Origin of the sequence: Nocardia sp. CA-119907, from assembly GCF_050955995.1 — a bacterium.
GTDB lineage: Bacteria > Actinomycetota > Actinomycetes > Mycobacteriales > Mycobacteriaceae > Nocardia.
Genome location: NZ_CP192091.1, coordinates 7,289,848 through 7,307,758, shown reverse-complemented (window position 1 = coordinate 7,307,758; position 17,911 = coordinate 7,289,848). Strand labels below are relative to the sequence as shown.

The 17,911-nt window shown below is 66.7% G+C and carries 17 protein-coding genes; 8 read left to right on the top strand and 9 right to left on the bottom strand.

The window, feature by feature from the left end:
- The first annotated feature begins 19 nt into the window (after window positions 1-19).
- Window positions 20-757 carry a glutamine amidotransferase gene (locus tag ACQP2D_RS32710; protein ID WP_433679763.1) on the top strand — a complete coding sequence of 246 codons (738 nt, stop codon included), beginning with the start codon at window positions 20-22 and terminating at the stop codon, window positions 755-757.
- Here ACQP2D_RS32710 and ACQP2D_RS32705 read toward each other — a convergent pair.
- From ACQP2D_RS32705 to ACQP2D_RS32690, 4 genes are all read right to left on the bottom strand, one after another.
- Window positions 754-1,836, bottom strand: a complete 1,083-nt coding sequence (locus tag ACQP2D_RS32705) for a thioesterase domain-containing protein (RefSeq protein ID WP_433679762.1) — start codon at window positions 1,834-1,836, stop codon at window positions 754-756. The two genes, ACQP2D_RS32710 and ACQP2D_RS32705, sit on opposite strands and share 4 nt — an antisense overlap.
- A gap of 348 nt (window positions 1,837-2,184) precedes the next feature.
- Window positions 2,185-2,352, bottom strand: a complete 168-nt coding sequence (locus ACQP2D_RS32700; protein ID WP_433685836.1) for a hypothetical protein — start codon at window positions 2,350-2,352, stop codon at window positions 2,185-2,187.
- A gap of 442 nt (window positions 2,353-2,794) precedes the next feature.
- Complete coding sequence (locus tag ACQP2D_RS32695; RefSeq protein ID WP_433679761.1) at window positions 2,795-3,391, bottom strand: NADPH-dependent F420 reductase; 597 nt, start codon at window positions 3,389-3,391, stop codon at window positions 2,795-2,797.
- 30 nt (window positions 3,392-3,421) lie between these two features.
- Window positions 3,422-4,255, bottom strand: a complete 834-nt coding sequence (locus ACQP2D_RS32690) for an inositol monophosphatase family protein (protein WP_433679760.1) — start codon at window positions 4,253-4,255, stop codon at window positions 3,422-3,424.
- 134 nt (window positions 4,256-4,389) lie between these two features.
- Here ACQP2D_RS32690 and ACQP2D_RS32685 point away from each other — a divergent pair, with 134 nt between their 5' ends.
- The 4 genes from ACQP2D_RS32685 to ACQP2D_RS32670 all read left to right on the top strand — a co-directional run bounded on the left by ACQP2D_RS32685 (window position 4,390) and on the right by ACQP2D_RS32670 (window position 8,892).
- Window positions 4,390-5,313 (top strand): LysR family transcriptional regulator, encoded by a 924-nt coding sequence (locus ACQP2D_RS32685; RefSeq protein ID WP_433679759.1) that lies wholly within the window; start codon window positions 4,390-4,392, stop codon window positions 5,311-5,313.
- Between the two features lie 161 nt (window positions 5,314-5,474).
- On the top strand, window positions 5,475-6,116 hold the full coding sequence (locus ACQP2D_RS32680) for an NADPH-dependent F420 reductase (RefSeq protein ID WP_433679758.1): 642 nt from the start codon (window positions 5,475-5,477) through the stop codon (window positions 6,114-6,116).
- Between the two features lie 282 nt (window positions 6,117-6,398).
- Window positions 6,399-7,661 carry a cytochrome P450 gene (locus ACQP2D_RS32675; protein WP_433679757.1) on the top strand — a complete coding sequence of 421 codons (1,263 nt, stop codon included), beginning with the start codon at window positions 6,399-6,401 and terminating at the stop codon, window positions 7,659-7,661.
- Between the two features lie 10 nt (window positions 7,662-7,671).
- The gene (locus ACQP2D_RS32670; RefSeq protein ID WP_433679756.1) at window positions 7,672-8,892 is read left to right on the top strand and encodes a cytochrome P450 family protein; all 1,221 of its coding nucleotides are present in this window, start codon (window positions 7,672-7,674) and stop codon (window positions 8,890-8,892) included.
- A gap of 82 nt (window positions 8,893-8,974) precedes the next feature.
- Here ACQP2D_RS32670 and ACQP2D_RS32665 read toward each other — a convergent pair whose 3' ends face one another.
- From ACQP2D_RS32665 to ACQP2D_RS32645, 5 genes are all read right to left on the bottom strand, one after another.
- Window positions 8,975-9,961, bottom strand: coding sequence for a potassium channel family protein (locus ACQP2D_RS32665; protein WP_433679755.1), 987 nt, complete (start codon window positions 9,959-9,961; stop codon window positions 8,975-8,977).
- 57 nt (window positions 9,962-10,018) lie between these two features.
- Window positions 10,019-10,801 (bottom strand): hypothetical protein, encoded by a 783-nt coding sequence (locus ACQP2D_RS32660; RefSeq protein ID WP_433679754.1) that lies wholly within the window; start codon window positions 10,799-10,801, stop codon window positions 10,019-10,021.
- Between the two features lie 146 nt (window positions 10,802-10,947).
- Window positions 10,948-12,627, bottom strand: coding sequence for a glycerol-3-phosphate dehydrogenase (gene glpD, locus ACQP2D_RS32655; RefSeq protein WP_433679753.1), 1,680 nt, complete (start codon window positions 12,625-12,627; stop codon window positions 10,948-10,950).
- Between the two features lie 63 nt (window positions 12,628-12,690).
- On the bottom strand, window positions 12,691-14,211 hold the full coding sequence (gene glpK, locus ACQP2D_RS32650) for a glycerol kinase GlpK (RefSeq protein ID WP_433679752.1): 1,521 nt from the start codon (window positions 14,209-14,211) through the stop codon (window positions 12,691-12,693).
- A 34-nt stretch (window positions 14,212-14,245) separates the two neighbouring features.
- The gene (locus tag ACQP2D_RS32645) at window positions 14,246-15,061 is read right to left on the bottom strand and encodes an MIP/aquaporin family protein (RefSeq protein ID WP_433679751.1); all 816 of its coding nucleotides are present in this window, start codon (window positions 15,059-15,061) and stop codon (window positions 14,246-14,248) included.
- Between the two features lie 257 nt (window positions 15,062-15,318).
- Here ACQP2D_RS32645 and ACQP2D_RS32640 point away from each other — a divergent pair, with 257 nt between their 5' ends.
- From ACQP2D_RS32640 to ACQP2D_RS32630, 3 genes are all read left to right on the top strand, one after another.
- A complete protein-coding gene (locus ACQP2D_RS32640) occupies window positions 15,319-16,083 on the top strand; it encodes an IclR family transcriptional regulator (RefSeq protein ID WP_433679750.1) in 765 nt (254 codons plus the stop codon).
- 65 nt (window positions 16,084-16,148) lie between these two features.
- A complete protein-coding gene (gene glpK, locus ACQP2D_RS32635) occupies window positions 16,149-17,672 on the top strand; it encodes a glycerol kinase GlpK (protein WP_433679749.1) in 1,524 nt (507 codons plus the stop codon).
- Window positions 17,673-17,685: 13 nt separating this feature from the next.
- Window positions 17,686-17,883 (top strand): hypothetical protein, encoded by a 198-nt coding sequence (locus ACQP2D_RS32630; RefSeq protein ID WP_433679748.1) that lies wholly within the window; start codon window positions 17,686-17,688, stop codon window positions 17,881-17,883.
- Window positions 17,884-17,911 lie beyond the last annotated feature (28 nt).

Genomic DNA, 17,911 nt, shown 5'->3' with positions numbered 1-17,911 from the left:
ATCTTCCACAATCTGATGCATGACCAAGCCGTGTCTGGTCCTGCAGCTGCGACCCGAACGCGCCGCCGCGGACGATGAATACCGTGCCATGCTGCGCGCCGCCGACCTCGATGTGGGCGACACGGTGCGGGTGCTGATGGATCAGGATTTGCCCGATATCGAGCTGGACGATTTCTCGGCGGTCATCGTTGGCGGCGGGCCGAGCAATGTCAGCAGCCCGGAGGCCGAGAAATACGGGTACCAGCGGAAATTCGAGCCCAGGCTGAAGAAGCTGATGACCGAGATCGTCGGCCGGGATTTCCCCTATCTGGGTGCCTGCTATGGATTGGGCATCCTGGCGGATGTGCTCGGCGGCCGGGTGAGTGAGCAGCGATACGGTGAAGCGGTCGGGGCGCAGACCATCGAAGTGACCGAGCAGGGGCGCGTCGACCCGCTGCTCCAAGGTGTCGCGCAATCGTTCCGGGCGTTCGTCGGGCATAAGGAGGCCTGCCAGGACGTCCCGCCCGGTGCGGTACTGCTGGCCGGATCGGCCGATTGCCCGGTGCAGATGATTCGCGTCGGCCAGCATGTGTACGCCACCCAATTCCATCCCGAGCTGGACGGTGACGGACTCGCGCTGCGCATCGAAATCTACCGGCATGCAGGCTATTTCGAACCGCACGAGGCCGAGGACCTGATCGCGCTCGGTCATCAGGAATCGGTCACCGTCCCGGGCGAGATCCTGCGCCGGTTCAGCGCGCGATACTGCCGCGGCTAGGGGCTCACCCGCTGCGCACCCGCATGCTCCTCCAGCACTCGCCCGATCTCGGGCAGCACTTCCGGTGCGGTCATCTGATCGTGGGTGGCGGCGAGCGGGTAGGTGGTGACGGTCCCGGTGACATACCGACGCCAGCGGCGCGCCGCGGCGCGCGGATCGGCCTTCGCCACCCCATCGGATTCCTGTGCGGCGCAGAACAGGATCAGGTCGCCGTCGTATCGGGGAGCGCGATAGTCCGAGACCATCTGCACCGACGCGTTATAGGAGGCGGTCAGCCGCTCGAGATCGGAGCTCGTGACTTCGAGCGTGCCCGCCGAGCTGGCGCGCGGTATGGCGGCGGCCGCGTCGGAGCTCAGCGCGGTCGAGTCGACGTGCAGGCCGAATACCGCTCCGAATTGGTGCAGGAACTGTCCAGGGGTGAGTGGACCGGGCGGCTCGCGCCGCCGTACGCCCAGGTCGGTATCGAGCAGCACCAACTGCACGGGCTCGCCCGCCAGGCATAGTGTGGCCGCGATCTCGTGCGCGACGAAACCACCGAAGGACCAGCCGAGTAGGTGGTACGGGCCGCGCGGGGCGATCTTGCGGATCTCGCGCAGATAGTGCTGGGCGGCCCGGCGGATGGTCGCGGGACCGGAATCGCCGGGCTCGCCCGCCAGGTCCAGCGATTGCAGACCATAGATCGGGCGGTGCGGGTCGATATGCGCGCCGAGCCCGGCGTAGCACCAGGCCAGGCCGGAGGCCGGCGCCAGACAGAACAGTGGGGGCAGGTCGACCTCGTCAGTCCTGGCCCGGATGGGCAGCACCACTTGCAATGCCGTGCGCATCGCGACGCTCGGTTCCGGCGCACCCACGGTGCTGCCCGCGATGCGTTCGGCCAGCCCGGCGACGGTCGGATCGGCCAACATCGCAGATACCGCGATATCGGCCTCCAGTGCCTCTCCGAGCAGCCGGATCACCCTCGCCGCGCTGAGTGCGTTGCCGCCGAGGGCGAAGAAGTCGTCGTTCAGGCCGATGTGATCAGTGGGCAGCCCGAGCACATCCGCGTATGCGGCGGCCACGACTCGCTCGGTCCACGTCACTGCCGGACGGAACTTCGCCTGCACCGTACGCACCCGCGTCGTGGGATCCGCACCCCCTGCCAGGTGATCTGTGCTCGCTGTGTGGTCGGTGGCTGCCTGTGCAAATCGGTGGTCCTGCATTGTTCCTCGCTCGAGTTCTTCCCGGCCACAGACCGCCGGGTGTGGACACCACACTCCCGTAGTCGCAGCATTCAGTTCTCACGCGCAGCGCATACCGACGCCGGTGTCGGCATGGTTGCTCCGAGGGGGTTGGCTATCCCCGACCGGACCCTGGCACCCGCCCTCCGTGGACGGAGCCCCAACTTCGTTCAACCTTCGATCGGCCTATTACTGATCTTGTGTTACAGATCACTCGATATTCAAGGATCGACGTGTCCGCAGTCTTCGCAATGCCTGCTCCGATGCCGACCCCGGCGCTGCCGCGAACAGATCGAGCCCACAGCATGACGGTGCGTCGGGGAGTGCGATGAGCTCGCCATGCAGGGTCAGTTCGCCCACCAGCGGGTGATGCAGCACGTACAAGAGAGCTTTGGACAGCGGAGTAACTGTCGCGCTCGGCGATGAAGCGGATCGATTCGTTGCCTTGGCAAGGGCGGACCTCGAGGCGTGTACGACGCTGTCCCAGTTTCCGACCCTGTATGCGGGACAGCTGAGTGCCGAGGAGGAGCTATCCGTGGCAGCGGTAGACAAATTGGTCGAACGTGTCGCCGATCCGGCGAACCGAGGGTTCGATCCTGAGAGCTATCTCGACGTCGTCGAGCAACTCGACCGGATACCTATCGTCGGTCGAGGACGGCTGGGCTCGAAGATGCGGCGGACTGCGGGCGACGTGGCCGACGACGGTAAGCCCCGAAGTTTCACCACGATCGACAGCGATCTCGGGTCATGCCTGCTTGGAAACAGGCTCGCCTTCGGCACCGTCGACGAAGCCGTAGGCAGGAGGCGCACTCTGTGCGGATCAGCGAGCGATCGAGATCGCGAAGGGCGCGAATCCGCCGGATCGGATCACGTGCGGTACGAACAAGATCGCGGCCTCGGCAGCCCGGGCGGTCTCGATCCCGCCGAGGTCCGTGATCCACTCCTGGTGCCAGCCGAGGTCCGCGAGAAGCCCTCGGACGACCTGCTTGGCCTCCGGGGCCTTGCCGGAGAGGAACGCGGTTGGCGTCTGGGTGAGCGCGGCGGGCGCGGTCATCACCGAGTGAAGCATCGTGTTGAGCGTCTTGACGACGTGCGTCTCGGGGAGCGCCTCCTGGAGTTGCTCGGCGAGGCTCGAGCCGGGGTAGAGGAGATCGGCGGGCAGTCCATCCGGTCCGTCGACGGTGGCGTTGGAGACGTCTACGAGGATCTTGCCGCGCAGTTGCTCGCGCAGCGCGGCGAGCCGCTCCAGCGAGCCGGCGCCCGGCGTGGCGTTGATGACGATCTGCGCTGTCCGGGCAGCGTCGTCGGCAGCGCCTGGCGAGCGGTCCGCCACGGTCACTTCGTGCCCGGCCCGGGTGAGGGCGGTGGCCAGGCCGCCGCCGACGCGGCCGCCGCCGAGAATGGTGATCTTGCTCATGCTGAACGGGTCCTCCTGGTTTTCTGGTGGTCAGCGGGAGAGCGTGGCGACCGCATCGGCGTGCACGCCGGGCGCCGCGGCCAGGAAGCTGTCGCTCTCCAGGGTCCAGGGGCGGCCCTCGGCGTTGGAGATCTGTCCGCCGGCCTCGGCGACGAGCAGCGCCCCGGGAAGCAAGTCCGCGCGGGACCCGGCGAGCTGCCAGAAGGCGTCGATCCGGCCGGCGGCCACGTTCAGCAGGTGCAGGGTGGCGGGCACGGCTGTCCGCACCACGAGCGCGTCGATGAGCATCTCGGTGATCGAGGAGCCGACGCGCCGCACGACCTTCTCGTCCTCGTCCGGCCTGGCCTGGCTCGTGGCCACGATGCTCAGCCCGAGGTCCGTGGTCCCCGACACGTGCAGCGGCCGGCCGTCGCGGTGGGCGCCGGCGCCGGCGAGCGCGGTGTAGGTCTCGCCGGTCAGCGGCAGGTGGACCGCGGTGAGCACCGGCTGGTTGTCGCGCACGAGGGTGGCGGTCACCGCCCACTCCGGCAGGGCGTGCAGGTGGTTGACGTTGCCTTCGACCGGATCCACGACCCACCATTCGCCGGCCGGCAGAGCGCCGCCGTCGAGCTCCTCCTCCACCCAGCGGGCGTCCGGGCGCAGGACTTCGAGGCGCGGGCGCAGGATGTCGAGAACCATGTCGTCGTTGGCGGCGAGCGCGCCCATCAGCTCTTCGCGGGTCTGGTACTGGACCACGTCGCCGAAGCGCTCCCGCAGTGCCGAACTCGCCGTGCGTACGGCGATCGCCGTCTGTGCGAGCAGGTCGGCGTCGGAGGCGGAGCTGGTAGCTGTGGCAACACCGGTGTTCCGAATCGACTCGGGCATGGCGGGTGCTCCTATCTGGGCAGGGGGATGAGGTCAGCCGGGCCAGAATCGTGGTTTTTGCGCCCGCATTTCGAACATTAGGAGGGGTCATCATTAACTTCAAGTGCATGTAAAGCACGTCTAACATGACTCTCATGCAATTGGATTTGAATCTGCTCGCCGCGCTCGACGCTCTCCTGGAGGAAGGCAGCGTGGCCGGCGCGGCCGACCGCCTGCACGTCACCGCTCCCGCGATGAGCCGAAGCCTCGGCCGAATCCGGCGCACGACGGGGGATCAGATCCTGGTGCGCACAGGGCGCACGATGACTCCGACGCCCTACGCGCTCGCCGTCCGGGAACAGGTGCACGACCTGCTGCGGCAGGTTCAGGGCGTGCTGGCGCCAAGCCGTGAGCTCGACCTCGCGACGCTCGAGCGCACCTTCACGCTGCGCTGGCACGACGCACTGGTCGCCCTCAGCGGCCCCGCCCTTCTCGCTGCCGTGCGCGAGCAGGCGCCGGGCGTGCGTCTGCGCTTCATCGCGGAATCGAGCATCGACACCCCCGAGTTGCGGCGCGGCGAGGTTGACCTCGCCGCGAACGCGGACCGCCCGACCGCACCCGAGATTCGCGCCGATCGGGTGGCCGAGACCCAGCACGTCATCGTCGTACGGCGGGGGCACCCGCTCACCCATGTCGAGACCGTCACCGCTGCGCGGTACGCCGCGGCCGAGCACATCACCGTCTCGCGGCGCGGAAGGCTCGGCAACATCATCGACGACGCTCTCGCTCGGCTCGACCTCACCCGACGTGTGGTGGCGACCGCGCCCACCGAACGAGCGGCGTTCGAGTTCGTGCGAGGCTCCGACCTCCTCGTCACAGCCCCCGAATCCACGGCGCGTTCGGCCGCCGCGGATCTCGGCCTGGTCCTGCTCCCGCTCCCGTTCGACCTGCCGCCGGCACCGGCGTACCTGTCATGGCATCAGCGCTATGACACCGACCCCGCACATATCTGGCTACGCGATCTGGCACGGACCGCGTTGATCAGTGCGATGAGAGGACAGGGGCAGACGGCGCGTTGACACCTGCCGACGCAGAGAACCAGACGCCAGATTCACCTATGTGGCGCGACCGTGCGTTTGCCCCTCCCGTCGCTGGCAGGCACCAGGACGTTACGCGCCCACCACGCGTCGGTCGCAGCCCACATCCGCTGACCGCCCACCAACAGCTTCCCATCGAAGCCGTGGCTGGAAAGACGGTTATCGACACCGCGAACTACTACCCCGAACGAGACGGCCACCTGCCCGAACTGGATACGGGCGCACTGACTTCCAGCGCCCTGCTCCAGCGCCACCTCGCCGATGCCCACGTCGTCAAGGCATTCAACAACGTCACCCCACACCAACTGCGCTCCCTCGCCCGCTCCGCGGACGCACCGGACCGCAGCGGCCTGCCCATCGCCGCCGACGACGCCGAGGCCAGGGCCGAGGCCATCCGGCTGCTGGACGTCCTCGGTTACGACGCGGTGGACATCGGCACTCTTGCCGCCAGCTGGCGCAGCGAACCCGACACCCGGTGTACATCCAGCCCTACCTCGGCGACATCCCAGCTATGGACGTCGAAGCATTCCTGCGCTGGACCGGCCGAACCCCCGGCATCCCCGTCCCCGCGACGCGAGTCGCCGAACTCATCGAAAGCGCAGTCCGCCGGCCTGCGGGCGAAGCCAGGCTGCCGAGCGCCGACTGACTCGGTAGCCCGCACCTGTACCTGGTACCGCGATGTGATCAATAGCAGCTCAACATATTTGCCGGTTGCCGCAGGTTCGCGGATGACACCGGCCGATGCCGCGAGCGTTGGTGGCCGATCGAGAGAGACTTTTAGTTGATGCTGCTAACGTTGGCGCGTCGTCGAGTTCTGGGCGGCTGGTAGGGCATCCGGTGATTCGTGTCGAAATTGCCTGTCCTGCAGCTGCTGTGAGGTGACTCCAGTGACCTGCGGTAGCCCGGCCAGGGGTCCGGTTCTCGACGCGGACCTAATGGCCGGGGTCACTTATGGTCGGCGTCGCAAGGAGGGCTGAACTGAGTGCTGTGGCCGCAGGCTGTGTTACCGCCGCGGTGCTTTCATCGATCCTGGCCCCCTTCCTGATTCAACGTCTGGAGTCACGTCTTTGACCACGCCACCGTCTGTCCACACCACGGCGACCGGGGTCTGCCCCGTCCTGCAGGGTTCCCCCATCGATGGCGGGGAACCGCGAGTGCTGTTGCACACGCCGGAGTTCGCCGCCGATCCGCACCGCGCCTACCGGGACGCGCGCAGTCAGTACGGTTCGCTGGTTCCGATGGAGTTGGCGCCCGGGGTGCCCGCCACCCTGGTGGTGGGATATCAGACCGCGCTGCGAATTCTCAACGATCCGGAACACTTTCCGGCCGATCCGCGGCACTGGGAACAGGGGATTCCCGACGACTCGCCAGTCAAGCCGATGATGATGTGGTACCCGAACGCCCTGCGCAATGCCGGTGCGGCGCATGCCCGCTATCGGCAGGCCTACACCGGAAGTATCGACGGAATCGATCTGCACGCACTGCATTTCACGGTCGAGAAGATCGCCGTCCCGGTGATCAACTCCTTCTGTGCGTCCGGTGCTGCCGACCTGGTCACCCAGTACGCGCTGCCGGTCGTATTCGAGGTGCTCAATCAGATGGTCGGCTGCTCAGCGGAACTGGGGCAGCGGGTCGCGACCGGTATGGCGATGCTCTTCGATACCGTCGAGGCCGCCGCCGGGATGGAAATGCTCAGCGCGGCGCTGATGGAGCTGGTACAGCTGCGGCGGGACGAGCCAGGTGACGATGTCACCTCCAGGATGGCGCATCACCCGTCCAAGCTCGACGACACCGAAATGCTGTGCCAGCTGATCAGCTTCTACGGCGCCGGTATCGAACCGATGCAGAACCTGATCACCAACACCCTGCTACTGATGCTCACCGACGACCGATTCGGTGGCGATATGCTCGGCGGCAGCCTATCGACCCGCGATGCGCTCGATGAGGTGCTTTTCAACGACCCGCCGATGGCGAACTTCAGCATCACCTACCCGCGCCAGCCGATCCTCATCGACAACACCTGGCTGCCAGCCCATCAGCCGGTTGTCGTCAGCCTATCCGGCTGCAATAACGATCCCGCGATCCGCGGCGGGGATCGCACCGGCAACCGCTCCCATCTGGCGTGGGGTGCCGGACCGCATGCCTGCCCCGCGAAATCCGTTGCCTACCTGGTGGTACAGGACGCCATCGATCAGCTGCTCGACGCGCTCCCCGAAATGCGACTGGCCGTGCACGCGGACGAATTGACCTGGCGGCCCGGTCCATTCCACCGAGCCTTGGCGGCGCTGCCGGTCGAATTCCCGAAGTCCCCTCTGTTGCCAGTGTTCTAAGGAGATAACGATGGAGCATGAACCAATAGCCCTGGACCTGACCGGCGCCGATATCCAAGGCGAGAACGAGCGGATCAGGGCGCGTGGGCCGGTCGCGCTGGTCGCATTGCCGGGCGGCGTGCCTGCCTGGTCGGTGACCGATGCCGCCGTGCTCAAGAGTCTGCTCGCCGACCCCCGGGTGTCGAAAGACGCTCGACAGCACTGGACTTCGTTCATCAACGGCGAGATCGCCCAGGAGTGGCCGCTGCATCCGTGGGTCGCGGTGGACAATATGTTCACCGCCTACGGTACCGAGCACCGCCGCCTGCGCAGGCTGGTCTCGCCCGCGTTCACCCACCGGCGCACCACCGCGCTGCGCCCGCGCATCGAGGCCATCGTCGAGGGGCTGCTCGAGGCGCTCGCGGCCACTCCGCAGGGCGAAACCGCGGACCTGCGCGAGGGATTCGCGTATCCGGTGCCGATCGAGATCATTACCGAAATGATGGGCGTGCCGGAACATCTCGGCCCCGGCATGCGCACATGCGTCGACGGGTTCTTCGACACCTCGTTCGGGCCCGAGGAAGCACAGGCCAACTACCTCGAGATGTACCGTCTCGTCAGCGAACTCGTGGCCTACCGCCGCGAGACGCCCGGCGACGATGTGACCAGTGTGCTGATCGCCACCCGCGATGAGGACGACGGTTCGCAGCTGAGCGAGAAGGAACTCGTCGATACGCTGATGCTGGTCATCAATGCCGGGCACGAGACCACGGTCAACCTGCTCGACCAGGCGATCTTCGCACTGCTCACCCATCCGCAGCAGCGCGCGGACCTGGTCGAGGGCCGGGTGCCCTGGTCGGATCTGGTCGAGGAGACACTGCGCTACCAGGCGCCGGTCGCGCATCTGCCGCTGCGCTATGCCGTCGACGATATCGAGATCGGCGATATCCGAATCCCCAAGGGCGAGGCCATTCTCGCCTCCTACGCCGCCGCGGGCCGCGACCCGAACCTGCACGGCGCCACCGCCGCCGCATTCGACGTGCACCGGGCCAATAAGGAACATCTGTCCTTCGGTCACGGCGCCCACCACTGCATCGGTGCGCCGCTCGCCCGGCTCGAGGCGACCATCGCGCTCCCGGCCATCTTCGAGCGCTTCCCGAATCTGCGCTTGGCCGTCGACCCGTCGGAATTGGCTCCGGTGGGCAGTTTCATCTCCAACGGACATCGCACACTGCCGGTGTTCCTGGACTAGTTCCGCCGCTGACGTGGGGTGCCGCCGCATCGGCACCCCACCCGGCAGCGCTGGATCGAGTGCCGCTGTGCCGCAGCGCGAACTACTTGACGCTGAGCTCCCGGGTCGCGTCGAGCTGGGCCGGTGTGCCGAGGACGATCAGAATCGTATTGGCCTGGAGCGTGGTTTCGCCGGTGGGATTCGCAATGAACTGGCCGGTCGCTGTTCGAATGGCCAGCACCAGTGCGCCGGTTGTCTGGCGCAATGCCGAATCCTTCAGGGAACGGCCGACCAACGGCGACCCGGGGACGATCTCGACTTCCTCGATTCGGTAGTCGAGTGTTTCGTCGTGCATTACGACGTCGAGGAATTCGGCCACATTGGGTTGCAGGGCGAATGCGGCCATCCGGCGGCCACCGATCAGCTGCGGGTTCACGGCTCGATTCGCACCGGCCCGCAGCAGTTTCGGTTTCGAACCCTCGGTCCGGGCGCGGGCGATGATGACCAGATCCTGCCGCAGTGCGCGGCTCGACAAGGTGACATAGACGTTGTCGGCGTCGCTGTCGAGCGCGGCGATCAAGGCTTGGGCGCGGTCGATTCCGGCAGCCCGCAGAGTGCTGTCGTCGGTGACATCGCCGAGCACAGCCGGGTATTCGAGATCCTGTAGGCGCGCCGGGTCGCGATCGACGATGACGATCTGCTTACCGAGTCCGCTGAGGTACTGCACGCAGGAGCGGCCGACGCGGCCCCAGCCGCACACGATGATATGACCGGACATCCGGTCGATCCGGCGGTCCATGCGTCGCCTCTCCATATGTTGGCGCAGATGTCCCTCGATGAGCGCCTCGAGCACGACACCGAACAGATACAGCGCGGTGCCGGCGCCGACCACGATGAGCACCATCGTGAACACCATGCCCGCCGCGTTGAGCGGGTGGACCTCGCGAAAGCCGACGGTCGTTATCGTGGTCACCGTCTGATAGAGCGCATCGAGCAACCCGAAACCGAGCAGGCCATAACCGATGGTTCCGGCCAGCACTATCAGCAAGAACGCCAAAAGCGCTCGGCCGATACGTCGTAACGGGCTCACGCGAGGATTGTCCACCCGCGGCAACGCTCATATCCGGCAATTGCCGCGCGACGCGCGTTATGCGATTGTCGGCTGCTCCTCGTTCGGTATCGGGGAGATCGAGCCTTCGACAACTCCGACGACCGCGCCGACGGCGGCGCCGACAGCGGCGGCCGGGGCGGCGATCACCGCATAACCGATGGCCGCGCCGATGATCGGGACGACCACCAGGCCCGCCGGGAGGAATGGGATTCCGGCGATGAAGCCTGCGACCGCGCCGACGGCGGCACTGGTACTGGCGAGCGGGCTCGACAGGGTGGAGCCCACCGACGCGCCGATGACCGCGTCACCCACGACAGCACTGGCGATCTGGTCGGAACGACCGCGTTCGACACCACCCGACTGCAGGGCTTGGGACAGCGAGGATTCGGTGCCCTTGGAAGCGTCATTGATCTGGGCGGCCACTTCGGGCGGCAGGAAGTCCGGGCGATCGACCTGGATTTTGCCGATGCGGATGTAATTGGTGGGGGTAGCGACGGGCGCCTGCGGGACTTGGTCCGACAGTGCCGCGTTCGGACTGTCCGGCACCGCGGAGTTCGGGTCGGCCACGGGTGTGGCGGCGTAGTGCAGCGGCCAGGAGGTGAATGCGGCCGGGTCGTCGACCTGAGCCGACGGATCGGCGACGAGCGCCAGTCCATAGGGGGTCCGCGACAGCGTCGTGGTACCGAGTGGCTGCGACTCGGCACTGGCAGATGCGGTGCTGGTCAGGGCGACGGACAGGGGAAGCGCACTGGTCAGGATCAGTGCGGCTGCGCGTCGACGTATGGGATGAACCTGAACGGGGGGCTGATGTTGGCCCATGGGTTACCTCATTCCGAACATCGGTTGGCTTACTTACCTACATTCGGAACAGCCCGACTTTCGGATGAATACGAATTTCGAGGTTGCCCGCGCCATGTGCTCGGCCCTGTGCGGTGGCTACCGCACAGGGCCGATGATGGTTCGGATCAGGCCACGGCGACCAAGCGGGCCGCATTGGCCGACTCATCGTCGGCGGCCTTATTGGCCGCCAGTTCGGCCTCGACCCGCTTGCGATAACGGGTGATTTCGCGGTCGGTGGTCGCGGCGTCCCAGCCGAGTGGGGCGCCCATGAGGTAGGCCACCGCGGGGGCGGCGGCCAGACCGCGGTCCGCGGCTTCGATGGAGATGCGGGTGCGGCGGGTCAGGACATCGTCGAGATGCAGTGCGCCCTCATGGGTGACCGCGTAGACGACCTCGGCGCCGAGGTACTTGTCGGCACCCGGGAGCGGTTCGGCCAACTCCGGTTCGGCGGTGATCAGGTCGAAAAGTTCGGAGACGCCCGAACCGTAGCGGCCGAGCAGATGTTCGACGGTCGCGACGGGCAGGCCCGCGCGCTGCGCGACGCTGTACACGTCGGCGGCCAGCTCCTGATAGCCGACTGCGCCGAGCAGCGGCAGATGCTCGGTCACCGACGGGGCGGCGGCGCGGCCGAGGCCCTTGACGGCGGCATCGACCACATCGGCGGCCATCACCCGGTAGGTGGTGTACTTGCCGCCCGCGATCACGAACAGACCCGGAACCGGTTCCGCGACAGCGTGTTCGCGCGACAGCGATGCGGTATCGCTGGACGCACCCGACAGCAGCGGCCGCAGACCGGCGTAGGTGCCGACAATATCGTTGCGGGTCAACGGCTCTCGCAGCACCGCGTTCATATGGTCGAGGATGTACTGCACATCGGCATCGCTGGCGACGGGATGATTCTTGTCCAGCGCCCAGTCGGTGTCGGTGGTGCCGATGATCCAGTGCCCAGCCCATGGGATCACGAACAGCACACTCTTCTCGGTGCGCATGATCAGACCGGTATCCAGGTCGAGCCGTTCGCGCGGGACCAGAATGTGCACGCCCTTGGACATGCGCACGTGAAACGGGAATTCCACGCCGGTCATCTGGTTCATCTCATCGGTCCAGACACCGGTCGCGCTGATCACCCGGCGGGCGCGCACGGTGTATTCGCGACCGGTCTCCAGATCGGTGACCTGCGCGCCGACGACGCGCTCGCCATCGCGCAGCAGTCCGGTGACCTTGGTGCGGGTGAGCACCGTCGCACCGTGCTGGGCGGCGGTGCGGGCGATGGTCATGGTGTGGCGGGCGTCGTCGACCTGCGCGTCGAAGTAGCGGATCGCGCCGATCATCGCGTCGTCACGCAGCGCTGGCGCCAATTCCATTGCGCGCGTGTGCGACAGGTGCCGGTGCATGGGCAGTGCCCTGGCGCCGCCGATGGTGTCGTAGAGTGCGACGCCCGCGCCGATGTAGGCGCGCTCCCATACCCGGTGCTGTAGCGGCAGCAGGAACGACACCGGACGCACCAGATGCGGGGCGATCCGGCGCAGCAGCAGGCCGCGCTCCTTCAATGCCTCACGCACCAGCCAGAAGTCGAGCTGTTCCAGGTAGCGCAGGCCGCCGTGGATGAGCTTGCTCGAGCGGCTCGAAGTGCCCGCGGCGAAGTCCCTGGCCTCGACCATGGTGACGGTCAGGCCGCGCGCCGCCGCGTCGAGGGCGGCACCGGCGCCGACCACGCCGCCACCGATGACCAGTACGTCGATTTCATTGTCGCCCAATGCATTCAGCGCATCGGCGCGGTAGTTCGGGTCCAAACGTGCGGACACGGTATGTCTCCTTGATTCGGTGCAACTAGGTCTTCGGGTCCGGGCCGAGCTGGTTTTCGAGGGTCATTCGTCCACGTCGATCCAGTCGAGGGTGCGTGCGACCGCCTTTTTCCACCGGGCATAACCGCGTTCGCGCTGCTGCTCGGTCCAGGTGGGGGTCCAGCGCTTGTCCTCGTGCCAGTTCTGTACGAGTTCGTCGGTGTCGCTCCAGAATCCGACCGCCAGCCCCGCCGCGTAGGCGGCGCCGAGCGCGGTGGTCTCGGCCACCACCGGTCGCGAGACCGGCACATCGAGGAAGTCGGCCTGCAACTGCATGCACAGTTCGTTGGCGGTGACGCCGCCGTCCACGCGCAGGGTGTCCAGGCGCACACCGGAATCGGCCTCCATGGCCTCGACGACATCGCGGGTCTGATAGCAGATCGATTCCAGCGTTGCCCGCGCGAGATGGGCATTGGTGCTGTAGCGGGACAGACCGACGATGACGCCGCGCGCATCCGAACGCCAATACGGTGCGAACAGTCCGGAGAACGCGGGTACGAAGTACACCCCACCGTTGTCCTCGGCCTGCCGGGCCAGCGATTCGCTTTGTGCCGCACCGGAAATCACGCCGAGCTGATCGCGCAGCCATTGCACGGCCGAACCGGTGACCGCGATCGAACCCTCCAGCGCGTACACCGGTTTGTCGTCGCCGAACTGGTAGGCGACGGTGGTGAGCAGGCCGTGCTGCGAGCGCACGATCTCGGTTCCGGTATTGAGCAGCAGGAAGTTTCCGGTGCCATAGGTGTTCTTGGCCTCACCCGGACGGAAGCACACCTGACCGACGGTGGCGGCCTGCTGATCGCCGAGCACACCGGCCAGCGGCACCTCGCCGCCGAACGGGCCGTCGGCCCTGGTCTTGCCGAACAGTTCCGGATTCGATGACGGCGCGATGGCCGGCAGCATTGCGCGCGGAATCCCGAACAGCGACAGCAGTTCGTCGTCCCAGTCGCAGGTTTCCAGATCCATCAGCATGGTGCGACTGGCATTCGTCGGATCGGTGACATGCACCCCGCCGTCGATGCCGCCGGTGAGATTCCACAGCAGCCAGGTGTCGGTGGTCCCGAAGATCGCCTCGCCCCGCTCGGCATCGGCCGCGACGCCGGGAATGTTGTCCAGGATCCAGCGCAGTTTGCCGCCGGAGAAATAGGTGGCGGGCGGCAAACCGGCCTTGCGGCGAATGATTTCGCCATGGCCCGCGCGCTCCAGTTCCGCGGCGATCTTATCGGTCCTGGTGTCCTGCCAAACGATGGCGTTGCAGTACGGGCGCCCGGTCCGGCGATTCCACACCACCGTGGTCTCGCGCTGGTTGGTGACACCGACCGCGGCCAGATCGCTCGCGACGAGATCGGCCTTGTTGAGTGTGGAGGCGATGACCGAGCGGGTGCGCTCCCAGATCTCGGTCGGATTGTGCTCCACCCAGCCCGCGCGCGGCAGGATCTGCTCATGCTCGAGCTGGTGCCGGGCGATCTCGTTGCCGCCATGGTCGAACACCATGAACCGCGTGCTCGTAGTGCCCTGATCGATGGCGCCGACGTACTGGCTCATCGCTGTCCTTTCGACAAATGCATGGGAAGAAGATTCAGAACAGGAACTGCGCGGCGAGTCCGGCGAGCGCGCCGCCAGCCAGCGGGCCGAGTACGGGCACCCAGGCGTAGGACCAGTCGGAGTTGTTGCGACGGGACTCGGCGGGGGCTTCGGGCAGCTGTTCGGCATATGCCGCACCCGCCGCAACCGGGATTCGCGCGGACTGCGCTGGCGCGGGCTTGCCGATCGGCAGCAGCGCGTGCGCGATGCGTGGCCCGAGGTCACGGGCCGGGTTGATGGCGTAACCGGTCGGGCCGCCGAGCGAGGCACCGATGCCGACGACCAGCAGTGCCGCGGCGAGCGGACCCAATCCGGTCGGGGTGTGGCCGAACGCGATGATCACCAGAACGAGGACGAAGGTGCCGATCACCTCGGTGGCGAGGTTCCACCGCAGGGCACGGATCGCGGGCCCGGTGGCGAAGACCGCCAGCTTCTTCTCCGCATCGGTCTCGGCGTCGAAGTGCCGTTTATAGGCCAGATAGGCCAGATTCGCGCCGAGGAAGGCGCCGACCATCTGCCCGCCGAGATAGGCGATGGTGTTGACGACCGAGATGTCGACACCGGACGCGTACTCGTCCGCACCGCTGAAGAGAATGCCGATGGTAACCGCGGGATTGAGGTGAGCGCCCGATTTATAGGCGACGTACACCCCGGCCATGACGCCGAGACCCCATCCCATATTGATCAGCAGCCAGCCGCCGTCGTATCCCTTGGATTTGGTCAGCAACACATTCGCGACCACGCCGACACCGAGTAGCAGCAGGATCCCTGTGCCGAGTGCCTCGCTTACGAATACCGAGCCGAAGTTCACCGTTGAGCCTCCGTTTGAAATGCCAGCCGCGGTTGCGGCCACTGGCGCAGACGCTACGACCGCTTTGCTGAACCGGACATAGCTCGCGTTCGACAATGCCGAACGGTTGTGGTGGCCATCGCTATGGGCCGCCACTACTGTCCAGCGACCATGGAGGTCGCTATGGCGCAGGTCACATCGCATAGCGGATGTGTTGCTCGAGGGTTCGTAGGTGTTCGACATTGTCGAACCCGCCGCTTCGGGATAGGTTTCGGCGTATGCCGGGTCCGATCCAATCGATCGAACGAGCGGCGGCCGTCCTGCAGCTGCTCGCTCGGGGTTCCGGCCGCCTCGGGGTCGGTGAGATCGCGGGTGCGCTCGATCTGGCCAAGCCGACCGCACACGGCATTCTGCGTACGCTGCAGGGTGTCGGATTCGTCGAACAGGATCAGGCCAGCGGCAAATACCAGCTCGGTGCGGCCGTCTTGCATCTCGGGACCAGCTATCTCGATAACAACGAGCTGCGCTCGCGGGCGATCAACTGGGCCGATGCCTTGGCCGCGCGCACGGGTGAGTCGGTGCGAATCGGCGCGGCGGCGGAAGCAGATGTGGTGGTCGTGCACCATGTCTTCCGGCCGGACAATACCGAGCAGGCGCTCGAGGTCGGGGAACTGCTCCCGCCGCATGCGACCGCGCTCGGCAAGGTGCTGCTCGCTTATGACGCCGAGCTGGCCGCCGCGGTCCGCGCCGGTGAGTTGGCGCGACTCACCCGGCGCACGATCGTCGACCGGGCGGCGCTCACCCGGGCGCTCGCGGCGGTTCGGCAGGCCGGATGGGCCGGAGAGACCGAGGAGTTCCGGTCCGGCGTCGCCGCCATCGCGGCGCCGATCCGCGCGCACGGCGGGCTGGTGGTCGGCGCGATCGGGATCAGCGGGCGCGTCGACCGGCTCTGTGATCCGCAGCTGCGGCATCGGCCGACGCTGGTCGGCCTGGTGCGCGACGCCGCGTACGCGGTATCGCGGGATCTCGGTGCCGGGTACTGAGTTCGCCGAACTCGATCCGAATCACGCTCCACCGAACCGAATTTTCATCCGATAGGAAGCAGGCGATGTCGCAACGCTATGTGCTGGCGATCGACCAGGGCACCACCTCGACCAGGTGCATCCTGTTCGATCAGCGTGCCCGCCTAGCCGGTGTCGCCCAGCGCGTACACCAGCAGTACTACCCGCGTCCGGGCTGGGTCGAACAGGACGCGATGGAGATCTGGCGCAATGTCGAGCGGATCGTCCCGCAGGCATTGCGGGATTCGGGTATTGCCGCCGAACAGGTTGTGGCCATCGGCATCGCCAATCAGCGCGAAACCACCGTGGTCTGGGATCGGCGCACCGGCGTGCCGATCGGGCGAGCGATCGTCTGGCAGGATATGCGCTCCGACGACCTGGTACGCGAATTCGACAGTAAGCCGGGTGCGGAACGGATCCGCGAATTGTGCGGTCTGCCGCTTGCGGGCTATTTCGCCGCGCCGCGCCTGCGCTGGCTGCTGGATACCATTCCGGGACTGCGGGATCGGGCCGAGCGCGGCGAAGTGCTGTTCGGCACCATGGAGACCTGGCTGATCTGGAATCTGACCGGCGGTGCGGACGGCGGTGTGCATCGCACCGATGTCACCAATGCCAGCCGCACATTGTTGATGAACCTCACCACGCTCGCCTGGGATCGGGAACTACTGGAATTCTTCGGAATTCCCGCCGCGATGCTGCCGACCATTCAGCCCTCGACCGCGTCCTACGGGACGACCAGCCGCGTGGTGCCCGGCATCCGGATCGCCGCCGCGCTCGGCGACCAGCACGCCGCGCTATTCGGCCAAACCTGTTTCGCCCGTGGGGAAACCAAATGCACCTACGGCACCGGCGGCTTTCTGATGATGAATACCGGGCGGGATCTGGTGCAGTCCGCACACGGTCTGCTCACCACGATCGGCTATCAGATCGGGCCCGAACCGGTGTACGCGCTGGAGGGGCCGATCGCGGTCGCCGGATCGCTGGTGCAGTGGGTGCGCGACAATATCGGCCTGGTGTCGAGTGCGCCCGAAATCGAAACCCTCGCTCGCACAGTCGAAGACAATGGCGGCTGCTACATCGTGCCCGCCTTCTCCGGTCTGTACGCGCCGCATTGGCGCAGCGATGCGCGGGGTCTCGTCATCGGCCTTACGTCCTATATCACCAAAGGCCACCTCGCCCGCGCCGTGCTGGAGGCAACGGCCTGGCAGACCCGCGAAGTCGTCGACGCCATGAACGCCGACTCCGGCCTGCACGCCCGCACCTTGCGCGTCGACGGTGGCATGACCTCCGACAACCTGCTCATGCAGATAGTCGCCGACGTCCTCGACATCCCTGTCATGCGCCCCTTCGTCGCCGAAACCGTCTCCCTCGGAGCCGCTTACGCCGCCGGTCTCGCCGTCGGCTACTGGCCGGACCTGGAAGGTCTGCGGAGCAACTGGCGCTTGGCGGGCCAATGGGTCCCGCACATGGACCCGGTCCACCGCGCCGATGAATACGACAACTGGAAGCGCGCGGTAGCCCTCACCTTCGGCTGGGCCCGGTCGAAACGAGCGGCGGGCCCCACCCGCTGAATCTCGGGTCTCGGTGCCCCGTCGGGTTCGCATCCGAGTCCGGCCAGAACCGTTCGAGGGGAACTGGTACCGATACTCCGAACCCTTCGACTGCGTCGAAACCGATAGGAACGAACGGCAGGCCGACCACGATATGCGCTTCGTCACCGCATTGGGCGGCACCTGGAACGCCGCCAGCATCCACTACGGTGACCGCGAGTTCGTCGGATAGTCCGGTCGGCACGCCCCGACGCAGTCGG

Excerpts from the sequence above, each read along its gene's own strand:
- glpK (WP_433679752.1), bottom strand. The coding sequence starts at position 14,211 with ATGAGCCAGTACGTCGGCGCCATCGATCAGGGCACTACGAGCACGCGG.
- ACQP2D_RS32695 (WP_433679761.1), bottom strand. The coding sequence starts at position 3,391 with ATGAGCAAGATCACCATTCTCGGCGGCGGCCGCGTCGGCGGCGGCCTG.
- ACQP2D_RS32670 (WP_433679756.1), top strand. The coding sequence starts at position 7,672 with ATGGAGCATGAACCAATAGCCCTGGACCTGACCGGCGCCGATATCCAA.
- glpK (WP_433679749.1), top strand. The coding sequence starts at position 16,149 with ATGTCGCAACGCTATGTGCTGGCGATCGACCAGGGCACCACCTCGACC.
- ACQP2D_RS32685 (WP_433679759.1), top strand. The coding sequence starts at position 4,390 with ATGCAATTGGATTTGAATCTGCTCGCCGCGCTCGACGCTCTCCTGGAG.
- ACQP2D_RS32660 (WP_433679754.1), bottom strand. The coding sequence starts at position 10,801 with ATGGGCCAACATCAGCCCCCCGTTCAGGTTCATCCCATACGTCGACGC.
- ACQP2D_RS32640 (WP_433679750.1), top strand. The coding sequence starts at position 15,319 with ATGCCGGGTCCGATCCAATCGATCGAACGAGCGGCGGCCGTCCTGCAG.
- ACQP2D_RS32690 (WP_433679760.1), bottom strand. The coding sequence starts at position 4,255 with ATGCCCGAGTCGATTCGGAACACCGGTGTTGCCACAGCTACCAGCTCC.
- ACQP2D_RS32710 (WP_433679763.1), top strand. The coding sequence starts at position 20 with ATGACCAAGCCGTGTCTGGTCCTGCAGCTGCGACCCGAACGCGCCGCC.